This is a genomic window from Arthrobacter sp. A2-55 (genome assembly GCF_025548615.1).
GTDB classification, from domain to species: Bacteria; Actinomycetota; Actinomycetes; order Actinomycetales; family Micrococcaceae; genus Specibacter; species Specibacter silviterrae.
The window spans coordinates 88,751-109,168 of sequence record NZ_JAJLOZ010000002.1; the positions used below are offsets into that span (position 1 = coordinate 88,751).

The following is a 20,418-nucleotide window of genomic DNA, read 5'->3' on the forward strand; positions in this document are numbered from 1 at the left end:
GTGTTCCCTAGCTGTAGAGGGCCGGCTTCGGGGCCAGTACGACGGCGGTCTTCGCGCCTGTCGCCTGCGCCTGGACTCCCGCTTCGCAACAGGCCGCGGTGGCGTAGCCGTCCCAGGCGGACGGGCCGCCGATCTCCCCGCGCAGGGCAGCGTCCACCCAGGCCTGGACCTCCACATCGTAGGCGGCGCCGAAGCGCTCCTCGAAGCCGGGGGTGACCTGTCCGCCCCAGCGTCCCTGGGTGCGCACGTACGGGCCGGAGTCGTTGCCGATGTTCACAATGCCGTCCTCGAAGGAGGCCTGCGTGGCCACCTCGTAGCCGAAGCGGGCGTTGACATAGATTTCGACGTCGGCCAGCACGCCGGATTCCGTCTCAATGAGCACGTGCTGGGGATCGTGCTGGCCCTCCGGTGCGTTGCGGGTGGGCTTGCCCAGGCGCACCTGCACGGAGGTGATTTCCTCGCCCGTGAAGAAGCGGATGGCGTCGAATTCATGCACCACGGAGTCGTTGATGAGCATGGCGTTGGTGAAGCCGGGCGGGGTGTCCGGGTTGCGGTGCTGGTGGTGGAGCACCAGCAGCTCGCCCAGGCTGCCCTCGGTGATGATCCCGCGCAGGGCCGCGTATTCGGCGTCGAAGCGGCGCATGAAGCCCACCTGGATGCGCTTGCGGCCGAGCCTGGCTTCGGCCTCCACCACCTTCAGGGCACTGGCGGCGTCCGGGGTGAGCGGCTTTTCGCACAGGATGGGGATGTCCCGCTCCAGCGCCTTGAACAGGATGTCCTCGTGGAGGAAGCCGGGGGTGGCGATCAGCACGGCGTTGACGTCCCCGTTGTCCAGGGCCTCCTCGGCGCTGGCCAGGGCCACGGCGCCGGGGATGCCCTTGATGGCTGCTTCGGCGCGGGCCACGTCGATGTCCACGACGGCGGCCACCTCGGCGCCGCTGATTTTGTCCCGCAGGCGGTTGATGTGGTCGGCGCCCATGCGTCCGGCCCCAATGACGGCCACGCGCAGTTTTTCAGTCATGTCATGCTTCTTTCTAGACGGTGGTGCGTGAGCCGCAGCTGAGCAGGTAGTTGCGGGTTCGTTTGGCGATGGGCATGGGCACGTCGAAGGCCACGGGGTACATGTCCTGTTCCACGATGCCAAAGATGGGCTTGTTGAGCGCTTCAACAGCCTCGATGACGGCGCGCAGGTCCGGCAGGCCTCCGGGCGGTTCGCTCATGACGCCGGCCAGGTTGGCGGCTGCCCACGTCATGTTTTCGGCGTTGACCTTCGCCAGGATGTCCGGGTTGATCTGCTTCAGGTGCAGGTAGCCGATGCGTTCCGGGTACTTTCGGATCAGCTCCAGCGAGTTGGCGCCGCAGTATTCGGCGTGGCCCGTGTCCAAACAAAGGTTCAGCAGGGCCGGGTCGGTTTCGGCGAGCAGGTGCTCAATGTCCGCCTGTGCGCCCACATGGGAGTCCGCGTGTGAGTGGAACTGCTGCTTCAAGCCAAAGTCCTTCAGGAGGACTTCCCCCAACTTGTTGTGGCCGGCAAACAGGTCCTGCCACTGCTGGGTGTCCAGGGTGCCGCTTTCCACGGCTTCCCCGGTGACGTCGTCGCGCCACATGGCGGGAATGACGACGACGTTCGTACCTCCCATGGCGGCCGTCAGTTCGGCCACCTTCCGGGCCGGTTCCCAGGCTTCCTCCCATTGGGCGGCGCCGCGGTGGAAGGCGGTGAACACGGTACCGGCCGTGACCTTGAGGTCGCGGTCCTTGAGCTCCCGGGCCAGGCGTTCCGGGTCATTGGGCAGGTACCCGTACGGGCCCAGCTCAATCCACTTGTACCCGGATTCCACCACCTCGTCGAGGAAGCGCTCCCACGGGGTCTGTTTCGGATCGTCGGCAAACCAGACGCCCCAGGAGTCGGGTGCGGTGCCGATGGTCAACATGTTTTCAGTCATGATCTGGGCTTTCCTTTTCTGGGTTTCGACAAGCTCAACCACCGGCGGCCGGGCTCAAGCACCGTGGCTAGTTGGACGGGAAGTTGTAGCTGGCGTCGGAGGCGTGGGAGGGTTCGGGCCAGCGGGAGGTGACCACCTTGGCGCGGGTGTAGAAGGCCACGCCTTCCTCGCCGTAGATGTGCTTGTCGCCGAAGAGGGAGTTCTTCCAGCCGCCGAAGGAGTGGTAGGCCACGGGGACGGGGACGGGGACGTTGATGCCGATCATGCCCACGTGCACGCCGCGCTGGAACTTGCGGGCGTTGGCGCCGGAGGAGGTGAAGATGGCGGTGCCGTTGCCGTAGGGGTTGGCGTTGATCAGGGCGATGCCCTCCTCCACCGTGTCCACGCGGAGCACGGCCAGGACCGGACCGAAGATTTCCTCCGTGTAGGCGGTCATGTCGGTGGACACGCCGTCCAGGAGGGTCGGGCCCACCCAGTAGCCGTCCTCCTTGCCGGGGACGGTGAAGTCCCGGCCGTCCACGACCAGGGTGGCACCGGCGTCGGCCGCCTCGCCCACAATCTTCAGCACCCGCGCCTTGGACGCGGCCGTGATGACCGGGCCCATGTCCGCGCCAGGTTCGGTGCCCTCGGCAACCTTGATGGCCGCGGCCCGCTCGCGGACCTTCCCCAGCAGGGTGTCCGCGGCACCGCCGACGGCGACGGCGACGGAGATGGCCATGCACCGCTCCCCCGCGGAGCCAAAAGCGGCGGCGGAGAGGTGGTCCGCGGCGTTGTCCATGTCGGCGTCGGGCAGGATGATGGCGTGGTTCTTCGCCCCGCCCAGGGCCTGGACGCGCTTGCCGTGCGCCGTGGCCGTCTCATGGACGTACTTCGCGATGGGGGTGGAGCCAACAAAGGAAATGGCGTCCACGTCCGGGTGGGTCAGCAGCCCGTCCACGGTGTCCTTGCCGCCGTGCAGCACCTGGAAGACGCCGTCGGGCAGGCCCGCCTCGGTCCACAGCTTCGCCAGCAGCATCGGGGCGGAGGGGTCCCGCTCGGAGGGCTTGAGGATGAATGCGTTGCCGGCGGCGATCGCGATGGGGCACATCCACAACGGCACCATGACCGGGAAGTTGAACGGCGTGATCCCGGCCACCACGCCCACGGGCTGGCGGAAGGAGAACACGTCAATGCCGGTGGAGGCCTGGTCGGAATAGGCGCCCTTGAGCAGCTGGTTGATCCCGCACGCAAACTCGATGACTTCCAGGCCGCGGCCGATCTCCCCGGCCGCGTCGGAAAGGACCTTGCCGTGCTCGGCCGTCACCAGGGCCGCCAGCTCATCCACATGCGAGGCGACGAGTTCGCGGAACTTGAACAGCACGGCCGTGCGCTTGGCCAGCGAATACTCGCCCCAGATCTCGCTGGCAGCCTTCGCCGCAGCCACCGCCGCGTCCAGGTCCCCCCGGCTGGCCAGGTGCAGCTGGGCGGACACGGCACCCGTGGCCGGGTTGTACACCGGCTGCGTGGCCCCGCCCGTGCCCGCCGTCTCGGCGCCGTTGATGAAATGCTTGATGGTGGCCAGTGTTGCTGTTTCAGTCATGTCAGTCTCTTCTTTCCAAAGGGGCGGGGTGGGTCAGCCGAGCAGCGTGCGCTGGCGGTCCTTGTGCTGTGTATAAGTGGTGTAGGCGTGCTGCGTGGATTCCAGCTCGGAGACTGCCGAGACCGGCACGTCCCACCAGGATTCGGAGCTGGGCGCGTCCAGGAGCGGATCCGATTCGACGTGGATCAGTACCGGTCCGCCGTCTTCCGGGGCCGCCTTGGCCGCGCGGACGGCGGCCTCGAGGTCGGCGATGACGGTCTCACCCGGCGCCACGCGGATCACCTTCACGCCCAGGCTTTCGGCGTTCAGGGCCAGGTCGATCGGCAGCTTTTCGCCGTCGTCGAAGGTGTGGTGTTCGGCGTCGAGCGTGCGGTACTTGGTCCCGAAGCGCTGGGAGCCAAGCTGCTCGGACAGCGCCCCGATGGAGGCGTAGCCGTGGTTTTGGATCAGCACCACAATGAGCTTGATCTTCTCGGCGACGGCGGTGACCAGTTCAGTGTGCATCATCAGGTAGGAGCCGTCCCCCACCATGACGACGACGTCGCGCCGGGTGCCGCCGCCGGCCGCTTCCGCGATGGCGGCCCGCTTGACGCCCAGCCCGCCGGGAATTTCGTAGCCCATGCAGGAGTACGCGTATTCCACGTGGTAGCCGAAGGCGTCGCGGATGCGCCACATTTTATGCAGGTCCCCGGGCAGGGAGCCGGCGGCGCACACCACCACGTCGGCCGGGTCCATGGCCCGGTTCGTGGCGCCGATGATCTCGTTTTGCGAGGGCAGCGGCGTGTAGCGGGTGTCGAAGGCTTCATCGACAATGGCATTCCAGCGCTGCTTTTGCGCGGCCACCACGCTTTCGAGCTCGGCCCCGACGCGGTAGCCGCCCAGCGCCGCGTTCAGCTTCACGAGGGCCTTGCGGGCGTCGGCCACGATGGGCAGTGAGGTGCCGTGCTTGTAGGCGTCCAAGGGGGTGACGTTGATGTTGATGAAGGTGACATCGGGGTTTTGGAAGGCCGTGCGGGAGGCTGTGGTGAAGTCTTCGTAGCGGGTGCCGATGCCAATGACCAGGTCCGCGCCGGCAGCAATGGCATTCGCCGCCGTCGTGCCGGTGGAGCCGATGGCGCCCACTGACTGCGGGTGGTTCCAGGGCAGCACGCCCACTCCCGCCTGGGTGTTGCCGACGGGGATGCCCGTGGCTTCGGCCAGCTTGGCCAGCTCGCCCTCGGCGTAGGCATAAAGCACGCCGCCGCCGGCCAGGATCAGCGGGTTCTTCGCATTCCTGATGGCTTCGGCGGCGCGGCGGATGTCGCCGTCGTCGGCCTCGGGGCGGCGGATCCGCCACTCGCGCTCGGCCAGGAATTCCTCCGGCACGGCCAGGGACTCGGCCTGGACATCCTGCGGCAGGGAAATGGTGACGGCGCCGGTGTCGGCCGGGTCTGTGAGCACGCGCAAGCCGTTCAGCAGTGCGGAAAAGAGCTGTTCCGGGCGGGAAACCCGGTCAAAGTAGCGTGAAAGCGGGCGGAAGGCGTCATTGACGGTGATGTCATAGGCGTCGGGGCGCTCCAGTTGCTGGAGCACGGGGTCCGCGGCGCGGGTGGCGAAAACGTCGCTGGGCAGCAGCAGCACGGGCAGCCGGTTGGTGGTGGCCAGTGCGGCGCCGGTGAGCAGGTTCGTGGAGCCGGGGCCCACGGAGGTGCTGACGGCGAAGGTGGCGCGGCGGCGCGTGTGCCGGGCGTAGCCCACCGACTGGTGCGACTGTGCCTGCTCGTTGCGGCCCTGGTAGTACGGCATGAGGGCGGGGTCGCTGACCTGGTACTGCTTGAGCGCCTGCCCCACGCCGGCCACGTTGCCGTGCCCGAAGATGCCAAACATGCCCGGGATCAGCCGCCCACGGTACTCCTGCGCGCCCACGGTGTCCACGGTGTACTGCCGGCCCAAAAATTCGACGACGGCCTGGGCCACCGTCATGGTGCGAGTTGACATGTCTTATTCCTGTCCTTCAGCGGTGCGGTTCAACTCAGTGCGGTTCAGCAGCGAAGCGGCGGTGGCCACGGCCCCGGCCACGTCGCCGTCCTGGGGGTAGAGCAGGGTGCGGCCCACTGTCAGGCCCTGCACGCCGGGCAGGGCCAGTGCTGCGCCCCAGCTGGCAAAGACCTCATCGGGTCCGGCGTCCGGGTCCCCGCCCAGCAACACAGTGGGCATGGTGGTGGCAGCCATGACGCGCTCCATGTCGGCCACCACGGGCAGCTTCATCCAGGTGTAGGCGCTGGTGGAGCCCAGGCCCGAGGCGATGGCCACCGACTTGATGACGGCGTCGGTGGAAAGGTCGTTGCGGACCTTTCCGTTCTCGCGCACGGACAGAAACGGCTCCACCATGGCGATCAGGCGGCGTTCCGCCAGCGAGTCGATGGCCTTCGCCGTGGCCTCGAGGGTGCTGACGGTGTCCCGGTCGCCCAGACAGATGCGGGTGAGCATCTTGCCGCCGTCGGCGCCGAGCGCGGACAGGGCGGCGGCGGTGTGGCCGGTGAAGCGGTCATCCATCTCGTTGACCAGCCCTGCCAGGCCGCCGCGGTTCATGGAGCCAAAGACAAGCTTGCCCTCCAGGGCGCCGAGCAGCAGGAGGTCGTCCATGATGTCCGGGGAGGCGAGGACGCCGTCCACGGCCGGGTTGGCCAGGGCAAGCTGCAGGCGGTCCAGCAGGTCCCTCCGGTCCGCCATGGCGGTGGGGTCGGCCCCCACGGAGACGGCGCCGCGGGCCGGGTGGTCCGCGGCCACAATGAAGTTTTGCGTACCGGCTTTCAAGCCAGGATGCCGGCGCCGGGCCTTGGCAGCCCGGGCCACCGCGTCCGGATCCTCCAGGCGCAGCGCGGTCAGGTGGGCGTAACGGCGGGGATCGGCGTCCGTGCCGGCGGGGGCGGCGCCTGTGGTTGGGGCGCTCATTTCAGCACCCCAGCCTCAGACGGCGCAGCCGGGGACGGCACGGTTTGTTCAGGCACCAGGCGGCCGCGTTCGGACAGCAGCGAGGTGACCTCTTCCGGCGTCGGCATGGCGTCGGCGCAGGAAAGCCGGGAGGCCACAATGGCACCGGAGGCGTTGGCGTAGTCCAGCACTTGGGCCAGCGGCCAGCCGGCCAGCAGGCCGTGGACAAAGGCGCCGCCGAAGGAATCGCCGGCACCGAGGCCGTTGACGGTTTCCACGGGAACGGGGGCGGATACCACACGCTCCGTGGCGGTCTTGGCCATGACGCCCTCATGCCCCAGCTTGACCACGGCGATCTCGACCCCGGCGGCCAGGAGGCGGTCCGCTTGTTCGTCGGGCGTGCCTTCCCCGACGGCAACGGCGCATTCCTTGTCATTGCCGATGGCGACGGTGACGTGCGGGAGGATCTTGGCAACCTGCTCGCGGGCATCCGCTTCGGAGTCCCAGAACATGGGCCGGTAGTCCAGGTCAAGGATGGTGAACTGGCCTTCCCGCAGCTCAGCCCGGGGGCGGGCCAGGTGGGCGGCCAGGTGGGCTCCGCGGCTGGGCTCCTGGCACAGCCCGGTCACCGTGGACCAGAAAATGCGGGCATCCTTGATGGCCGCAGTGTCCAGCTCGTCGGCGGCAATCTGCCAGTCGGGAGCGGTGGGGAGCCGGCCGTAGAAGTACAGCGGGAAGTCCTCCGGCGGCTTGATGGCGCAGAAGGTGACAGGCGTGGGCAGTTGCGCAACGGGGCGGACAAACTGGTCGTCCACCTTGAACTTCTTTAATTCCCGGTGCAGGTAGCGGCCAAAGGGGTCATCTCCCGTGCGGGTGATGACGGCCGTCTTGCGGCCGTGCCGGGCTGCCGCCACGGCTACGTTGGTGGCGGAACCGCCCAGGTATTTTCCGAAGGACGTCACGTCTTCCAGGTCCACGCCAATGTCATTGGGGTAGATGTCGACGCTGATGCGTCCGATGGTCAGCAAATCGTGGCTCACGGTGGATCAAGGACCTTTCACTGGAGAACGCGCCTGAGAACTGGGGGTGCGGAAATGTTTCCCTGCGCTGCGCCGGCCGAGTGATGGCTGACACATGTACTACTTTGCATGAAAATTCATGTCCTGTCAAAGGTTTGTTCTGACATAAGAACATTAAGATTTACGGTGGTGTTGCCGCAGGGGCTGCCCGAGCGGAGCTACGCGGCGGCGCGGGCGGGGACGGCAAGTTCGCCGGTGACATATTGGGCCCTGCCAAAGCCGAAGGACCAGTCGCCTGCAGTGTTCTCCACATACCCAATGAACACATCCTCCCCGGCCACCCCCACCGCGGCAAGGCCTTCGGCGATCGCTGCAAAAAGTGCCGCCTTGGCCTCCTGCGAGCGCCCCTCCTGGGTGAATATCTGGATCATGACCACGCCGCCGCTGCGCTCAAACCCGAGCCCGGCATCCTGGGCCACGAGCTGCCCGGCCGGGTGTTCGGTCAGGATGTGAAAGTAATCGCGCGGCGGGATGCCGTATTCGGCCAGGACGGCCCCGTGGACACCGCGGCTGATGGCCTGGAGTTCTTCCGGAGTGCGGCCTGCGTTGACATCGATGCGAATCAGCGGCATTCAAAGCTCCTTTGATAGTTTGTCCTGTCATACTATCAAACTATTTGAATTTGGCTACACCTGCCCCTCCCATGGTTCCCTGCCCGTTGAAGTTCGAGATAACCACGTGGTTATCTCGAACTTCAACGGGGCGGAGGGTGGTTATCTCGAACTTCGACGGGGCAAGGAAAGGTCCCCGGAAGCTGCTGCCTCCGGGGACCTTTCCCTGTATTCTCCGCCCTTTATTTACCCGGCAGCCCATGCGGCCATGCCGTCAATGGCACCGGCCGAACGCAGTTCCACGGCACGCTGCGGGGTGGCCAGCAACGTTTCACCGCCTGTCGAGACAATTTCACGCCCTCCCAGAAATGCCACGTCGGCCAAAATCTGGTCCCAGTGCCGGTACTGCACGTCATGCCCCTCACCGCTGTAGATTCGCTCAAGCACCACGTTGGGCAGCTGCGAACCCCACCTGAGCCTGTGCTCAGCCGGCACCAGGGAGTCAGCTGTGCCCCAGTAAAGGAATGACGGCGCAACCACCGCGGACAGCTCCGGCAGCGGCGTGTTGCGGGAGAGTTCAAAAGCCTGCCGGAGGCCGTCCGGAGGCGTGTCACGGCCCCGGGCGAAGGATCCCCGCAGGGCCTCCTCGATTGCCGAATCGGCGAAGCCGGGAATCCGGTGGACGGAACTGTTCGGCGGAAACGTCCACCAGGCCACGGGGTTAGCCACGATTTCGCCGATGTCGAACGACGGCGATGTCCCGGCCAGCGTATCGGAGAAGGCACAGGCCAGGTGCAGGGAGCGGACCCGCCCCGGTTGGGCCGCTGCCAGCCGCGCCGCATAAGGCCCGCCGCCGGAAATGGCAATGATGGACGCCTCCCGGATGCCCAGGGAATCCAGCACGCTCCACACGTCGTCGGCATATTCGCCAAATCCCACGGCAGGGTCAAATGCCGTCCCGCCCAGTCCGTTGCGTTCCACCGATATCACCCGCACGCGCAGTTCCTCGCGCAGCGTGCGGGCAAACTCCAGCAACCCGAAGGCCCTCACGGTGGTTCCGGCACCGCCCAGGAACACCAACGGAGTCCAGTCCGGCTGCCCCTCGTCAATGTAGTTGGCAGTTCGGCCGGAGGCCACGCGAATGCTGCGCAGCCGCGGGCCCAGCGGGTCGAAGTCATTTTGCATCAGCCGCGTTGCATCCATTGCCACATCTTCCTGTCTCGACGTCATGGATAGTTGTAAAAGCCGAGGCCGCTTTTGCGGCCCAGCAAACCGCTTTCCACCATGCGCATCAGCAGGGCCGGCGGTGCCAGGTGCGGTTCCTTGAACTCCGCGTACAAGGAATTGGCCACGTGCAAGGTGGTGTCAAGCCCCACCAGGTCGGTGAGGCGCAGCGGCCCCATGGGGTGGGCGCACCCCTCCACCATTCCGGTGTCGATGTCCTCAGCCGTGGCAAAGCCGGCTTCCAGCATGCGGATGGCGCTGAGCATGTACGGCACCAGCAGGGCGTTGACCACAAACCCGGCCCTGTCGGGTGCCGTGATGACCTTTTTGCCAAGGGCCGCCGTGGCATAGTCCCGGATGCGCTCAACAGCCTGGGCCGATGTGCGCAGCGACGGCACCAGCTCCACGAGCTTGAGCACGGGCACCGGGTTGAAGAAATGCATGCCCAGCACATGTTCCGGCCGGGATGTGGCCGAGGCGATCCGGCTGATGGGGATGGAGGAGGTGTTGGAAGCAAGGATCGCTTCGGGGTCCCTGACAGCGGCGTCAATCCGGCGGAAGGCCTCATCCTTGAGCCCGGGCACCTCGGGCACGGCCTCAATGACCAGCTGCCTGTCGGCGAAGGCCTCAAATTCCGTGCCCATGCGGATCCGGGCCAGCGCGGCTGCGCGGTCCCCGGCGTCAAGCTTTCCCGAGTTCACCGCCCGCTCCAGGGACGCGGTGATCCGCGCCAGGCCCGCAGCAGCGGCGTCCGGGTTCATTTCAACCACGACGACGTCGCTGCCGGCGCGGGCGCACACCTCGGCAATTCCTGAGCCCATGAGGCCCGCACCAAGGACGCCGACCCGTTCGATGGACGTCATTGTTTTTGTCCTTCCGTCCGGTTCAAGGCCGCGTAGGCCAACTGTTCAATCAGGAGCGAGGATGCCGCGGAGGATTCCGCCGCCGCGTCGATGGCGGCCTTGGTCCAGGCCACCGCCATTGCCGGCTGCGTGGCCAGGAAGGCCGCCCGCTCGAGGGCCACGGCCAGCATCCGGGCCTGAGGAATCACTTCGCGCACCAGGCCGAGCCGGTGGGCCTCCGAGGCAGGGAACCGTTCGCCGAACAAGATGATCTCCCGGGCCAGCGCCGGCCCCACGGCGCGGACCAGCCGGGTCAACCCTCCGGAGCTGGGCAGGATGCCCAGCCCCACCTCGGGCAGCCCAAACTGGGCAGTATCGGCAGCCACCCGGATGTCGCAGGCCAGGGCCAGCTCGAAGCCGGCGCCCAGGCAGTAGCCCGACACGGCGGCGACGGTGGGCTGCGGAAGCCGGGACACGACGTCGTACATGGAACCGCTGCCCCGGTAGTAGGCGGCAATCCTGTCGGGGGTCATCTCTGGCAGCTCGGAGGTGTCCGCGCCGGCGGAGAAGGCCCGCTCGGACCCGGTGAAGACGATGGCGCGGGCAGCCTGGACCTGGGGAGTGTGGAGGGCGTCCAGCAGGGCCTGTTCCAGCCCTGTGGACAGCGCGTTCAGCTTGGCCGGGCGGTTGAGCTGCAGGACCACGGACGTGCCGTGCTCCTGCAACCCAACCAGCGGCGCGGGGTCAGGTGAGGTCACTGCGCGACGGCCCCGGCGTACCCGAGCAGGCCCTCGGCGCCGCGCTTGCTGATTTCATTGCCAATGATGACCGTCTGGATCTCGGAGGTGCCCTCCCAAATGCGGTCCACGCGCAGTTCGCGCCACAGCCGCTCCACGGGGTTTTCGCGCATGTAGCCGCGGCCGCCAAAGATTTGCAGGGCGTTGTCCACACAGCGGTTGGACGCCTCGGACGCACCAAGCTTGATGACAGCCGCCTTGGCGTTGAGCAGCTTTCGGTCCATGCCCTGGTCCGCTTCCCAGGCCACCTGGTAGGTCAGGACGCGGTTGGTCATGATGTCCACGGTGTTTTGGGCCAGCATGCGCTGGATCAGCTGGAAGTCCAGGATGGGCTTGCCGAACTGCACGCGCTCCTTTGCGTAGTCGGCGGCCAGCAGGGTGGCGCGCTCGGCGGCACCGATGGTGCGTGCGGCGATCATGAGCCGCTCCTCGACAAACCAGTCACGGGTGAGTTCGTAGCCTTGGCCAATCTCGCCCAGGATCTTGTCCGCACCGACCCGCACATCCTCAAAGAGGAATTCTGGGTGCTCGTATACAAAGGTGTGGGTGTAGCGCGGGGTGCGCTTGACCGAAACACCGGGGAGGTCTTTGTCGACCAGGAACATGGTGGGCGCACCGTCCACGCTGGCCAGCAGCAGGATGAAGTCGGCGGCATCGCCCACGGTGACGAAGAGTTTCTCGCCATTGATGATGTAGGAGTCACCGTCCCTGACCGCGGTGGTCTGGATGTTCTGCGGATCCGAACCTGCCTCCGGCTCCGTGATGGCGACAGCATCGCGCCGTTCACCATTGATCTCCGGTATCAGGAATTCCTCGCGCTGGGCCGGGGTGCAGGCCTTGAGGGCGTTGGCGGGGCGCCACATGGTGTCCCACAGGGCGCCGGTCAGCTTGCCCACTTCCTCCGAGACAATGGCATGTTCCAGGGTGTTGAGCCCTGCGCCGCCCCATTCAGCGGGCATGTTGATGGCGGCCAGTCCGTGGTTCTTGATGAGCTGCTTGACTTTTTCGTGCTGTTCGGCGGAAAGGCCGTTGTTCATTTCGCAGTCAAGCTCGTACTGCTTCATTTCCTCGGTCCAGGCGATGGCGCGCTGCTTGAGTTCGATCTGGCGGGGTGTGAACCGGAAGTCCATGGTGGTCTGCTTTCTTGGGGTTTGGGGAAACGGTTGAGTGGGGAAGGCGTTAGTCGAGGACGATTCGGGCGTCCAGGGCAATGGCCCGCCCGGGCAGTGCGGCAACGGGGTTGCATTCGATTTCACTGATTTCGGGGTGTTCAGCGGCCAGCACAGACAGCCTGGCAACAATCTCGGCCGCCGCATCGAGGTCGACAGGCGCCCTGCCGCGTGCACCGGTCAGCAGGGCTGCGCCGCGCAGCGAAAGCAGCAGCCGGCGCGCCTCCTCAGGGGTGACAGGGCCCAGGGCACACCGCACATCGCGGAGGACCTCGGCAAACACGCCGCCCAGGCCCACCAGCACAATCGGTCCAAAGCGGGGGTCGCGGCGCACCCCGACAAGGAGTTCCACGGCTCCGGACAGCTGGGCCATTTCCTCCAGCGAGCACGACGGCGGCGCCAGCCGGGCCTGAACATCGTCCCAGGCAGCTTCCAGGGCCGACGCGTCTGCGATGCCCAGCACCACGCCGCCGCGGTCGCTCTTGTGCTCATCGCCGAGCGCCTTGAGCACCAGCGGGTAGTTCAGCCCGCGGGCCGCCGACAGGAGTTCGTCCCGCGTTGCCACTTCGGCGGCCGCGACGAAGGGGATTCCAGCGCCGGCCAGCAGCCGGCGTGAAGGGTAGTAGCCGGCATCGGTGACGGGCTCGGCGGGTGCGGGGAGCACTGGCACGCCGGTGGCCGGCTCCGCATGGCGCCGGGCCAGCCGGCCCAGCGCCCAGGCGGCTTCCTCGATGCCGCGGTAGATGGGAACGCCGCCGCCTCGCAAAGCGTCCGCCGCGGCCGACTCCCAGTTCATGGTCTGCACCACCACGGTGCCACCGCGTGCTGCCGTCGAGGCGGCCATGGCGTGGGCCGCCTCGATCTCCTTTTGGGCCAGCTCGGGCCCGTAGGAGCCGTAGCCGCCAAAGTAGCCGCTCATCAAGGTGGCATCCACGGCGTCACTGGCCGTAAGGCGGTCCAGGACCCGGGCGAAGCACATGATGTCCTGCTCACCGCCGCCGGCCACGTCCACCGGGTTGCTGACTGCGGCGGTGGGTGGCAGTTCGGCAGCCACGGCGGCCTGCAGTTCCGCGGGAAATTCCATGACGTCCAGCCCCTGCGCCGCGGCACTGTCGCTGGCCACCGAGGCCTGTCCGCCGCCGTCGGCGAACACCGCGGTCCGGGAGCCGGCCGGCACCCTGCTGCGCACCAGGGCCTGCAGCAGGTGGGCCATCTGGGCCGGTGAGGCGACCTGTTCGATCCCCGCGGCCCGGCAGGCAGCATCCACAACGATGCCGGAGGACACCATGGCACCAGTGTGGGACTTGGCGTTGCGCACCGAGGCGTCCGTGGCGCCCACAGTCAGCAGGACCACCGGCTTCCCCGCCGCGGCTGCCTTGGCCGCGGCGCGGGCAAAGCGGCGGCCGTCCCGGAAGTCCTCGCAGTAGACGGCGATGGCGGCCGTGCCGGCGTGTCCGGCATAGGCCTCGATCAGGTCGGCGGCGTCCAGGTCGGCCTGGTTGCCCAGGCTGGCAAAGCGCGACACGCCCAGGCCGTGGTCCACCAAGAGGGTGCACAGCTCCAGGGCAAGGTTTCCGCTTTGGGAAATGACGCCAATGTTGCCCACCGGGAATTCGTTGGAGGCCAGCGTCAACCCCGAGGTGTGGTCCAGCACGCCGAGGCAGTTGGGGCCCAGCATGCGTGCGCCGGCGGCCTGCACCTTGGCGGCGACCCGGCGCTCCAGTTCCAGCCCCTCGCCCCCGGCTTCGCCCAGGCCGGCGCTAATGCCGACAATCGCCTTGGCCCCGGCGGCGAGCGCATCGTCCACCGCGGCCTCAAACCCTGCCGCGGGAACCGCGATGACGGCCAGTTCCACGGGACTTCCGACGGCGGTCACGCAGGGCACAGTGGGCAGCCCCAGCACGGTGCTGCGGGTCCTGTTGACCAGGTGGACGGGGCGGGTGCCCTTCAGTGCCTGCACGGCAATCCAGTTGCCGTATTTTCGGGTGTCGTCACTGGCACCCACAATGGCCACGGCGTTCGGTGAAAACAGCGCATCCAGGCCGGATGCCGGGTGGTTGCCGTCCGTTCCGGTGCGGGCCGGGGCTGCGTTGTCAATGATGCTCGTCATCAGGGCTCCTTCGTGGGAACGGGACGGCCGGAGCCCCAAGCGTTGGCTCCGCCGTCAATGTCAATGGTGGTTCCGGTGATGTACCGGGCCGCGTCCGTGGCCAGGAAGGCAATGACACCGGAAACGTCCTCGGGGCGGCCCAGGCGGCCCAACGGCACTCCCTGCTCCCACCCCCGCCGGGCTTCTTCCGTGTACTGGTCCAGGCCTTCGCTTTCGATGCTGCCCGGTGCCACGGCAACGGAGCGGATGCCGTAACGACTCCACTCCAGGGCCAGCCCGGAGGCCAGGTTTTCGACGGCGGCGCGGGCCGCCGTGGCATGCACCATGCCCGGAATGCCGCGGTGAGGAGAGAATGCCATGAAGACCAGCAGTCCGGAGCGGTTGGGGATCATGCTGCGCACGGCCACCTCGCGGGTAAGATTCCAGACGGCCTCCACGGAAAGCCGGTGGACGGCGCGCCAACCGTTGAGGCTGATGTCTTCCGCCGGAGCCTGGAACTGGCCGCCGGCGTTGTTGACAAGCACGTCGACGCGCCCGAACTCCGACACCGCACGGTCCACCAGTTCCACCACATGGTCAGCGTCCCGGATGTCCCCGGCAACCGTGATGGCTTCAGAGCCTGCCGCCCGGACCAGTTCGGCCGTTTCCTGGAGCAGTTCCGCCCGGCGGCCGGCGAGGACCAGCCTTGCCCCCGAGCGCGCCATGGACAGGGCCGTGGCACGGCCTATGCCTGTGCCGCCGCCGGTCACCAGGGCAACCTTGCCGGCCAGGGCTTCGGGATGGAGGCTCGGTGCCGGCGCACCGCCGTCGAACCCGCCGCTCACAGCGCCACGCCGTTCGGTTCCGCGGCGTAAACCTGGCTGGGCAGCTGGAAGTTTGGCGTGGCCGACATCAGCGAACGGGTGTAGTCATGCTGCGGGTTGTCAAAAATGTCCGCGACGTCACCAAACTCCACAATCCGCCCCCGCTCCAGGACCGCCACCTGCTGGGCGATGTTGCGCACCAGGGCAATGTTGTGGGTGATGAACAACAGCGTCAAGCCCATTTCGGCCTGCAGTCCCCGCAGCAGGTCCACCAGGGACGACTGCACGGAAACGTCCAGGGCCGAGGTGATCTCGTCGCAGATCAGGACCTCCGGTTCGGTCGCCAGCGCCCTGGCGATGGCCACACGCTGGCGCTCGCCGCCGCTGAGCTGGTCCGGGTACCGGCGGGCATGGTCCGGCCGCAGGGAGGCACGTTCCAGCGCCGTTGCCACAATGTCGCGGGAGTTCTTCACCTTTCCGCGCACGGCCAGGACAGGCTGGAGGATCAGTTCCTCCACGGTGCGCCGCGGGTTGAGGGACTCATAGGGGTTTTGGAAGATGTACTGGACGCGGCGGCGCTGCTCCCTGGTTCGCTTGAAGCTGCTGGTGGCCAGCGGTTCGCCGGAGAGCTCCAGGCCCCCCGTGAAGTTGTGGTGCAGGCCCGCAATGCAGCGGCTCAGCGTTGTCTTGCCGGAACCGGATTCGCCCAGCAAGGCCACGCAGTCCCCGGAATAGACGGACAGGTTGATGTCTTCCAGGACAGTGAACTTGCCGTAGCCCGCCTTCAGTCCGCTGATGTCGATGACCGGCTTGTCCCCGTCGGTGCGCACCGACCGCTGCCGTTGCGGCCGGGCGTGTGCCGGCGGCAGGGGCGTCCCAGCCTTGAAGCAGCGCACGCTGTGCCCCTCCCCCACATCCGTGGCCTCCGGGGGTGACACCTTGCAGCCGCTGTCGGCGATGGGGCAGCGGGGCGCGAAGGCGCAGCCCTGCGGCCGTGCCATGGGCGACGGCGCGTTCCCCGGGATGCCGACCATGGGCCGGACGGCGTCCAGGTCCGGCACTGCGAGCAGCAGCCGGCTGGTGTAGGGGTGTGAGGGGTGGTCCAGGACGTCCGCCGTCCGGCCGATCTCCACGATCCGCCCGGAATACATGACGGCGATGCGGTCGGCCAGCTCTGCCACCACGGCCATGTCGTGGCTGATGTACACGGCTGCACAGTCATAGGTCTTGCACATCTCCCGCACGGTGTGCAGGACGTGTTCCTGGGTGCTGACATCCAGGCCCGTGGTGGGTTCGTCCATGACAATCAGTGCGGGTCGCGCCGTGAATGCCATGGCGATGGCCACGCGCTGCTGCTGCCCACCGGAAAGCTGGTGCGGGTACCTCGCCAGGAATTCATCGTCATCCGGCAGTGCCACCTCCCGCAGCACCTCCCGCACCCGGCCAAGGACGGCGGCGGGGTCTCCCGGAAGGCATTCGCGCAGCTGGGTGCCAACCCGCAGGGCCGGGTTCAGGGCCGACGCCGGCGACTGGGGAATGTAGGCCACCGTGCGTCCGCGCAGTTCCCGCACCTGGCGCCAGTTCAGGGCTGCCAGGTCATGGTCGTGGATGCTGACGCTCCCGCCGTCGACCTTGGTGCCTTCCTTGCAGTAGTTGAGCAGGGACAGGCCCAGGGTGGTCTTGCCGGAGCCGGACTCGCCGACCACGCCCAGGATTTCCCCCGGGTGAACCTCGAGGGTGAGCTGGTCAATGATGCTGGCCATGGAGGGGACGCCGACGATCCTGAGGGCGTCCACCACGAGTGTTGGTGCGGCGGTGCTCATGCTTCCACTCCTTCATCGCTGCCGATGGCGGCCTTGGCCAGGCCGTCGGTGACCAGGTTGGTGCCTACCGTCAGCAGCGCGATGGCGATGACGGGCAGGGCCACCGACCAGGGCGAAATTGTCAGTGCAATTCGGTTTTCATTGATCATCAGCCCCCAGTCGGGGCTGGGAGGCTGCATTCCCAGGCCCAGGAAGCTGAGCCCGGCGACCAGGCCGATCGAGTAGGTCAGGCGCAGGCCGAATTCAACGGCAAGCGTGCTGCTGAGGTTGGGCACGATCTCCCCGACGATGATTTTCCAGCGCGGGATGCCCACTGATTCGGCGGCCTTGACGAAGTCGCGTTCGACAACCGACATGGCCGCACCGCGAACCACCCGGGCCACACGGGGCAGGTGGCCCAGGGCCACCATGAGCACCAGCAGCCACAGCTTGGGGCCGATGATGGACAGGAACAGCAGGGCCAGCACAATCTGCGGAAAGGCCAGCGCCACGTCGCCGGTGCGCATCAGTGCCTCGTCCACCCAGCCGCGGCTGTACGCGGCGAATACGCCCACCAGCGCGCCGAGCCCCACGCCAATCCCCGTGGCAAGCACGGAGAGGATCATCAGGGTTTGGCCGCCGGCCAGGAAGCGGGACAGGACATCGCGGCCAAGGTTGTCGGTGCCGAAGGGGCCTCCGATGCCGGCTGGGGAGAAGGGCGCGCCCACGAACTCCGTGGGTGAATGGGGCGCCACATACGGGCCCAGGAAGGCGATGGCGAAGATGAGGACGCTCAGGATGGCGCCAATCACTGTCCGCCTGGACTTCAGAGCCCGCCGGAGCAGCCCCTTCTTGCGCGGCGCCCGCACACGGATTCCGGCTCCCGGCCCGGCGGGCTTGGTGGCGACGGTGCTCATTGTGCGGTCCTTACTTTCGGGTTGACGGCCAGCGTCACGACGTCGGCCAGCAGGTTCACGATGACGTAGAAGAGGGCGATGATGATGACCAGCGCCTGGATGACGGGAAGGTCCCTGTTGGTTACGGAGTCGATGAGTTCAAAGCCGATCCCGGGGAAGCGGAACAGGTACTCCACGATCACCACGCCGCCGATCAGCCATGCCAGCTGGAGGGCGATGACCTGTGCCACGGGGCCGATCGCGTTGGGGATGGCGTGCCTCCAGATGACGGTGCGCTCGGGCAGGCCTTTCAAGCGGGCCTGCTGGACGTACTGGCTGTCCAGGACCTCCAGCATGGTGGCCCGCATGATCCGGATGATGTAGGGGGATACCGCCAGCACCAGGGTGAGGACGGGAAGCGCCAGCTGGTCCGGGTGGCTCCAGACGTGCTCGCCGGGTATCTGGACGAACACAGCCGGGAACAGGTGCAGCAGCCCGGTGGAAAGGAGCAGGACCAGCAGCACACCGACCACAAATTCCGGCAGGGAGGCCATCACGAGTGTGACCACCCCCGTCACATGGTCCATGGCCGTGTCCTTCTTAAGGGCGCTCCAGGTTCCGATGACAATGGCCAGGGGGATGGCAATGACGGCGGAGGCGAACATCAGGACGGTGGAATTGAGCACCATGGGGCCAATGGTGTCCAGGACAGGGTTGCCGCTGGCGAGCGATGAGCCCATGTTGAAGGTGACCACATGGCCCAGCCAGCTGAAGTACTGTTCGGGCAGTGAACCGCCCAGGTGGAGCTGTGCGCGCAGTGCCGCCAGCCGCTCCGGGGTGGCCTCGCGGCCCAGGATCGCCTGGGCCGCGTCACCTGGGAGTGCCTGGGTGGCGAGGAAAACCACGATGGAGACAACCCAGAGGGTGAACAGGCCGAACAGCGAGCGCCTGAACAACATCCGGCTCATGCCGCCCCCGCCCTTTCGGCTCATTTGTTCATCCAAACGCTCCGGAACCCAAATGACGTGAGCGGGATGCCGCTCTTGTCGGGGCTGAATCCCTGGACAGTCGAGGAGTAGGCGTCGACGCTGTTGGGGAAGCCCCAGATAATGTAGCCGCCGTCGTTGTATTCAATTTGCTGGGCCTGCTGAATGAGCGCGCAGCGGGCTGTCATGTCGACGGTGGCGCTGGCCTTGTTCACCAGCGCGGACCAGTCCTTGTTGTCCCAATGCGTTTCGTTGTAAGGGGAATCGGTGAAGCCTGATGCGGCCGTCTGAGGCAGGAAGTCGCGGGTGAACCAGAAGTCTTGCGAAAAGGTCCACTTGAGGTACTTGTCACCGTAGAACTCGCCGGGGTCCACCTTTTTCACGTTGACCGTGACACCGGCGGCCTTGGCCTGCTGGGCGAACACCTGTGCCGCCTCCACCATTCCGGCAGCCGCTGAGGAGGTCACCAGGTCCACGCTCATGTTCGACTTGCCAGCCTCGGCGAGCAACTGCTTGGCCTTGGCGATGTCCTGCGTGCGCTGTGGAATGCTCTTGTCGAAGCAGGTGTCAAAGGGGGCGTACAGGTCGTTTCCGACAGTTCCGTGGCCACCCAGCACCTGCTCCACCATCTGCTTGCGGTCCACGATCAGCCTGAAAGCCTGGCGCACCTTGGGATCGTTGAATGGCGGCTGGTCCACGCGCATGGTGAACGGCACCCAGGAGCCCGTTGCTGATTCAAGCACCTTCAGGGCCGGATTGGCCTTGACGATGTTGATCTGGCCCAGGGGCAGCTGGTCGATGGCGTCCACCTGCCCGCCCAGCAGGGCGTTGACCCGGGCGGTGTCATCGGGGAAGTCGATGATGGTGACGGCGGCCAGGTGGGGCTCGCCCTTGCGCCAATAGTTCGGGTTCTTGACAAAGGTGCTCTGCTGCCCCGCGGTGAAGTCCTTCATCATGAACGGGCCTGAACTGACGGGATTCTTGGGGTCATAGCCCACCGGGACAATGCCGGTGCTGTACTGGGCCACGTTGTCGGGGAACGTTGCAAACGGCGTCTTGAAGGGGAAAACGATGGTTTGGGCATCCAAGGCCTTCAGGCCGTCCCGGTTCAGGGTGGACAGTGCGCTGGCCCCGGCCATGGGGGCCTTTGGATCGGTAATGCGCTTGAACGTAAAGATGACGTCATCAGCCGTGATCGGCTTGTTGTTGCTGAACTTCAATCCGTCACGGAGATGGACGGTCCACGTCTTCGCGTCGGCAGACGGTGTAATCTTGTCCGCCAGCGCCATCTCCACCTTGTGGTTAACGTCGTAGGTGGCAAGCGTTTCATACAGCTGGATGACGCGGGCCTCATCCGGGTGCGTCACGGGTGAGTGGGCGTCCAGGGAGTCCTTGGCGGACCCGCCCACAATGCCGACTCGCAAGGTACCGCCGTCCTTCGGGGCGGAATTGACGTCGGCGGTTGACGTGCCGGGGGCGGATGAACAGCCGGCCAGGCCTATCATCGCGGCCGCCAAAAGCGTGGCTGTAACGGTGCGTAAAGTCTTGGGGCGCCGGGGAGCGGTCATAGCATTTGACTCCTGCAACAGTGGAGGAAAATCCGGGCTTCGTCGCGTCTGACTGACGCGTCGATCATTTAGCCAGCATTGTGGTTCCCGTCACAGATGTCAAGACTTTGCTGAATTATGGCGAATTTTCGACGAATCCCGGCAAATTCCACCCAG

17 protein-coding genes are annotated in these 20,418 nt (G+C 66.7%); all 17 read right to left on the reverse strand.

The genetic code is table 11. The annotated features are described in order from the left end of the window. Positions 1-7: 7 nt before the first annotated feature. Positions 8-1,021, reverse strand: coding sequence for a Gfo/Idh/MocA family protein (locus LPN03_RS01070; RefSeq protein ID WP_165183004.1), 1,014 nt, complete (start codon positions 1,019-1,021; stop codon positions 8-10). Between the two features lie 13 nt (positions 1,022-1,034). Next, entirely contained in the window at positions 1,035-1,943 is a 909-nt protein-coding gene (locus LPN03_RS01075) for a sugar phosphate isomerase/epimerase family protein (RefSeq protein WP_262452642.1), read from the reverse strand. 67 nt (positions 1,944-2,010) lie between these two features. Further along, positions 2,011-3,522 (reverse strand): CoA-acylating methylmalonate-semialdehyde dehydrogenase, encoded by a 1,512-nt coding sequence (locus LPN03_RS01080; RefSeq protein WP_262452643.1) that lies wholly within the window; start codon positions 3,520-3,522, stop codon positions 2,011-2,013. A 33-nt stretch (positions 3,523-3,555) separates the two neighbouring features. After that, a complete protein-coding gene (gene iolD / locus LPN03_RS01085; protein WP_262452671.1) occupies positions 3,556-5,484 on the reverse strand; it encodes a 3D-(3,5/4)-trihydroxycyclohexane-1,2-dione acylhydrolase (decyclizing) in 1,929 nt (642 codons plus the stop codon). An 18-nt stretch (positions 5,485-5,502) separates the two neighbouring features. Continuing rightward, positions 5,503-6,456, reverse strand: a complete 954-nt coding sequence (locus LPN03_RS01090; RefSeq protein WP_262452644.1) for a deoxyribose-phosphate aldolase — start codon at positions 6,454-6,456, stop codon at positions 5,503-5,505. Further along, entirely contained in the window at positions 6,453-7,475 is a 1,023-nt protein-coding gene (gene iolC, locus LPN03_RS01095) for a 5-dehydro-2-deoxygluconokinase (RefSeq protein ID WP_262452645.1), read from the reverse strand. The genes LPN03_RS01090 and iolC overlap by 4 nt, the downstream gene beginning before the upstream one ends. A 197-nt stretch (positions 7,476-7,672) precedes the next feature. After that, the gene (locus LPN03_RS01100; protein WP_165181611.1) at positions 7,673-8,086 is read right to left on the reverse strand and encodes a tautomerase family protein; all 414 of its coding nucleotides are present in this window, start codon (positions 8,084-8,086) and stop codon (positions 7,673-7,675) included. 225 nt (positions 8,087-8,311) lie between these two features. Continuing rightward, a complete protein-coding gene (locus LPN03_RS01105) occupies positions 8,312-9,268 on the reverse strand; it encodes an alpha/beta fold hydrolase (RefSeq protein ID WP_262452646.1) in 957 nt (318 codons plus the stop codon). A gap of 23 nt (positions 9,269-9,291) precedes the next feature. Continuing rightward, positions 9,292-10,152, reverse strand: coding sequence for a 3-hydroxybutyryl-CoA dehydrogenase (locus LPN03_RS01110; RefSeq protein WP_165181613.1), 861 nt, complete (start codon positions 10,150-10,152; stop codon positions 9,292-9,294). After that, entirely contained in the window at positions 10,149-10,889 is a 741-nt protein-coding gene (locus LPN03_RS01115) for an enoyl-CoA hydratase/isomerase family protein (RefSeq protein WP_262452647.1), read from the reverse strand. Before LPN03_RS01115 ends, LPN03_RS01110 begins: the two co-directional genes overlap by 4 nt. After that, on the reverse strand, positions 10,886-12,058 hold the full coding sequence (locus tag LPN03_RS01120) for an acyl-CoA dehydrogenase family protein (protein ID WP_165181614.1): 1,173 nt from the start codon (positions 12,056-12,058) through the stop codon (positions 10,886-10,888). The genes LPN03_RS01115 and LPN03_RS01120 overlap by 4 nt, the downstream gene beginning before the upstream one ends. 49 nt (positions 12,059-12,107) lie before the next feature. Beyond that, positions 12,108-14,207 carry an acetate--CoA ligase family protein gene (locus LPN03_RS01125; RefSeq protein ID WP_262452648.1) on the reverse strand — a complete coding sequence of 700 codons (2,100 nt, stop codon included), beginning with the start codon at positions 14,205-14,207 and terminating at the stop codon, positions 12,108-12,110. After that, entirely contained in the window at positions 14,207-15,031 is an 825-nt protein-coding gene (locus tag LPN03_RS01130) for an SDR family NAD(P)-dependent oxidoreductase (protein WP_165181616.1), read from the reverse strand. The genes LPN03_RS01125 and LPN03_RS01130 overlap by 1 nt, the downstream gene beginning before the upstream one ends. Beyond that, positions 15,028-16,833: an ABC transporter ATP-binding protein gene (locus LPN03_RS01135; protein WP_262452649.1), complete on the reverse strand. Its 1,806-nt coding sequence runs from the start codon at positions 16,831-16,833 to the stop codon at positions 15,028-15,030. The genes LPN03_RS01130 and LPN03_RS01135 overlap by 4 nt, the downstream gene beginning before the upstream one ends. Continuing rightward, positions 16,830-17,729 carry an ABC transporter permease gene (locus LPN03_RS01140; protein WP_165181618.1) on the reverse strand — a complete coding sequence of 300 codons (900 nt, stop codon included), beginning with the start codon at positions 17,727-17,729 and terminating at the stop codon, positions 16,830-16,832. Before LPN03_RS01140 ends, LPN03_RS01135 begins: the two co-directional genes overlap by 4 nt. After that, positions 17,726-18,700 carry an ABC transporter permease gene (locus LPN03_RS01145; protein WP_262452650.1) on the reverse strand — a complete coding sequence of 325 codons (975 nt, stop codon included), beginning with the start codon at positions 18,698-18,700 and terminating at the stop codon, positions 17,726-17,728. The genes LPN03_RS01140 and LPN03_RS01145 overlap by 4 nt, the downstream gene beginning before the upstream one ends. Then, positions 18,697-20,262, reverse strand: coding sequence for an ABC transporter substrate-binding protein (locus LPN03_RS01150; protein ID WP_165181620.1), 1,566 nt, complete (start codon positions 20,260-20,262; stop codon positions 18,697-18,699). Before LPN03_RS01150 ends, LPN03_RS01145 begins: the two co-directional genes overlap by 4 nt. Positions 20,263-20,418: the final 156 nt, after the last annotated feature.

What these genes read in the sequence shown, in the direction of transcription:
- LPN03_RS01070 (WP_165183004.1), bottom strand. Translation starts at nt 1,021, where the DNA reads ATGACTGAAAAACTGCGCGTGGCCGTCATTGGGGCCGGACGCATGGGC.
- LPN03_RS01075 (WP_262452642.1), bottom strand. Translation starts at nt 1,943, where the DNA reads ATGACTGAAAACATGTTGACCATCGGCACCGCACCCGACTCCTGGGGC.
- LPN03_RS01080 (WP_262452643.1), bottom strand. Translation starts at nt 3,522, where the DNA reads ATGACTGAAACAGCAACACTGGCCACCATCAAGCATTTCATCAACGGC.
- iolD (WP_262452671.1), bottom strand. Translation starts at nt 5,484, where the DNA reads ATGACGGTGGCCCAGGCCGTCGTCGAATTTTTGGGCCGGCAGTACACC.
- LPN03_RS01090 (WP_262452644.1), bottom strand. Translation starts at nt 6,456, where the DNA reads ATGAGCGCCCCAACCACAGGCGCCGCCCCCGCCGGCACGGACGCCGAT.
- LPN03_RS01100 (WP_165181611.1), bottom strand. Translation starts at nt 8,086, where the DNA reads ATGCCGCTGATTCGCATCGATGTCAACGCAGGCCGCACTCCGGAAGAA.
- LPN03_RS01105 (WP_262452646.1), bottom strand. Translation starts at nt 9,268, where the DNA reads ATGGATGCAACGCGGCTGATGCAAAATGACTTCGACCCGCTGGGCCCG.
- LPN03_RS01110 (WP_165181613.1), bottom strand. Translation starts at nt 10,152, where the DNA reads ATGACGTCCATCGAACGGGTCGGCGTCCTTGGTGCGGGCCTCATGGGC.
- LPN03_RS01120 (WP_165181614.1), bottom strand. Translation starts at nt 12,058, where the DNA reads ATGGACTTCCGGTTCACACCCCGCCAGATCGAACTCAAGCAGCGCGCC.
- LPN03_RS01125 (WP_262452648.1), bottom strand. Translation starts at nt 14,207, where the DNA reads ATGACGAGCATCATTGACAACGCAGCCCCGGCCCGCACCGGAACGGAC.
- LPN03_RS01135 (WP_262452649.1), bottom strand. Translation starts at nt 16,833, where the DNA reads ATGAGCACCGCCGCACCAACACTCGTGGTGGACGCCCTCAGGATCGTC.
- LPN03_RS01140 (WP_165181618.1), bottom strand. Translation starts at nt 17,729, where the DNA reads ATGAGCACCGTCGCCACCAAGCCCGCCGGGCCGGGAGCCGGAATCCGT.
- LPN03_RS01145 (WP_262452650.1), bottom strand. Translation starts at nt 18,700, where the DNA reads ATGAGCCGAAAGGGCGGGGGCGGCATGAGCCGGATGTTGTTCAGGCGC.
- LPN03_RS01150 (WP_165181620.1), bottom strand. Translation starts at nt 20,262, where the DNA reads ATGACCGCTCCCCGGCGCCCCAAGACTTTACGCACCGTTACAGCCACG.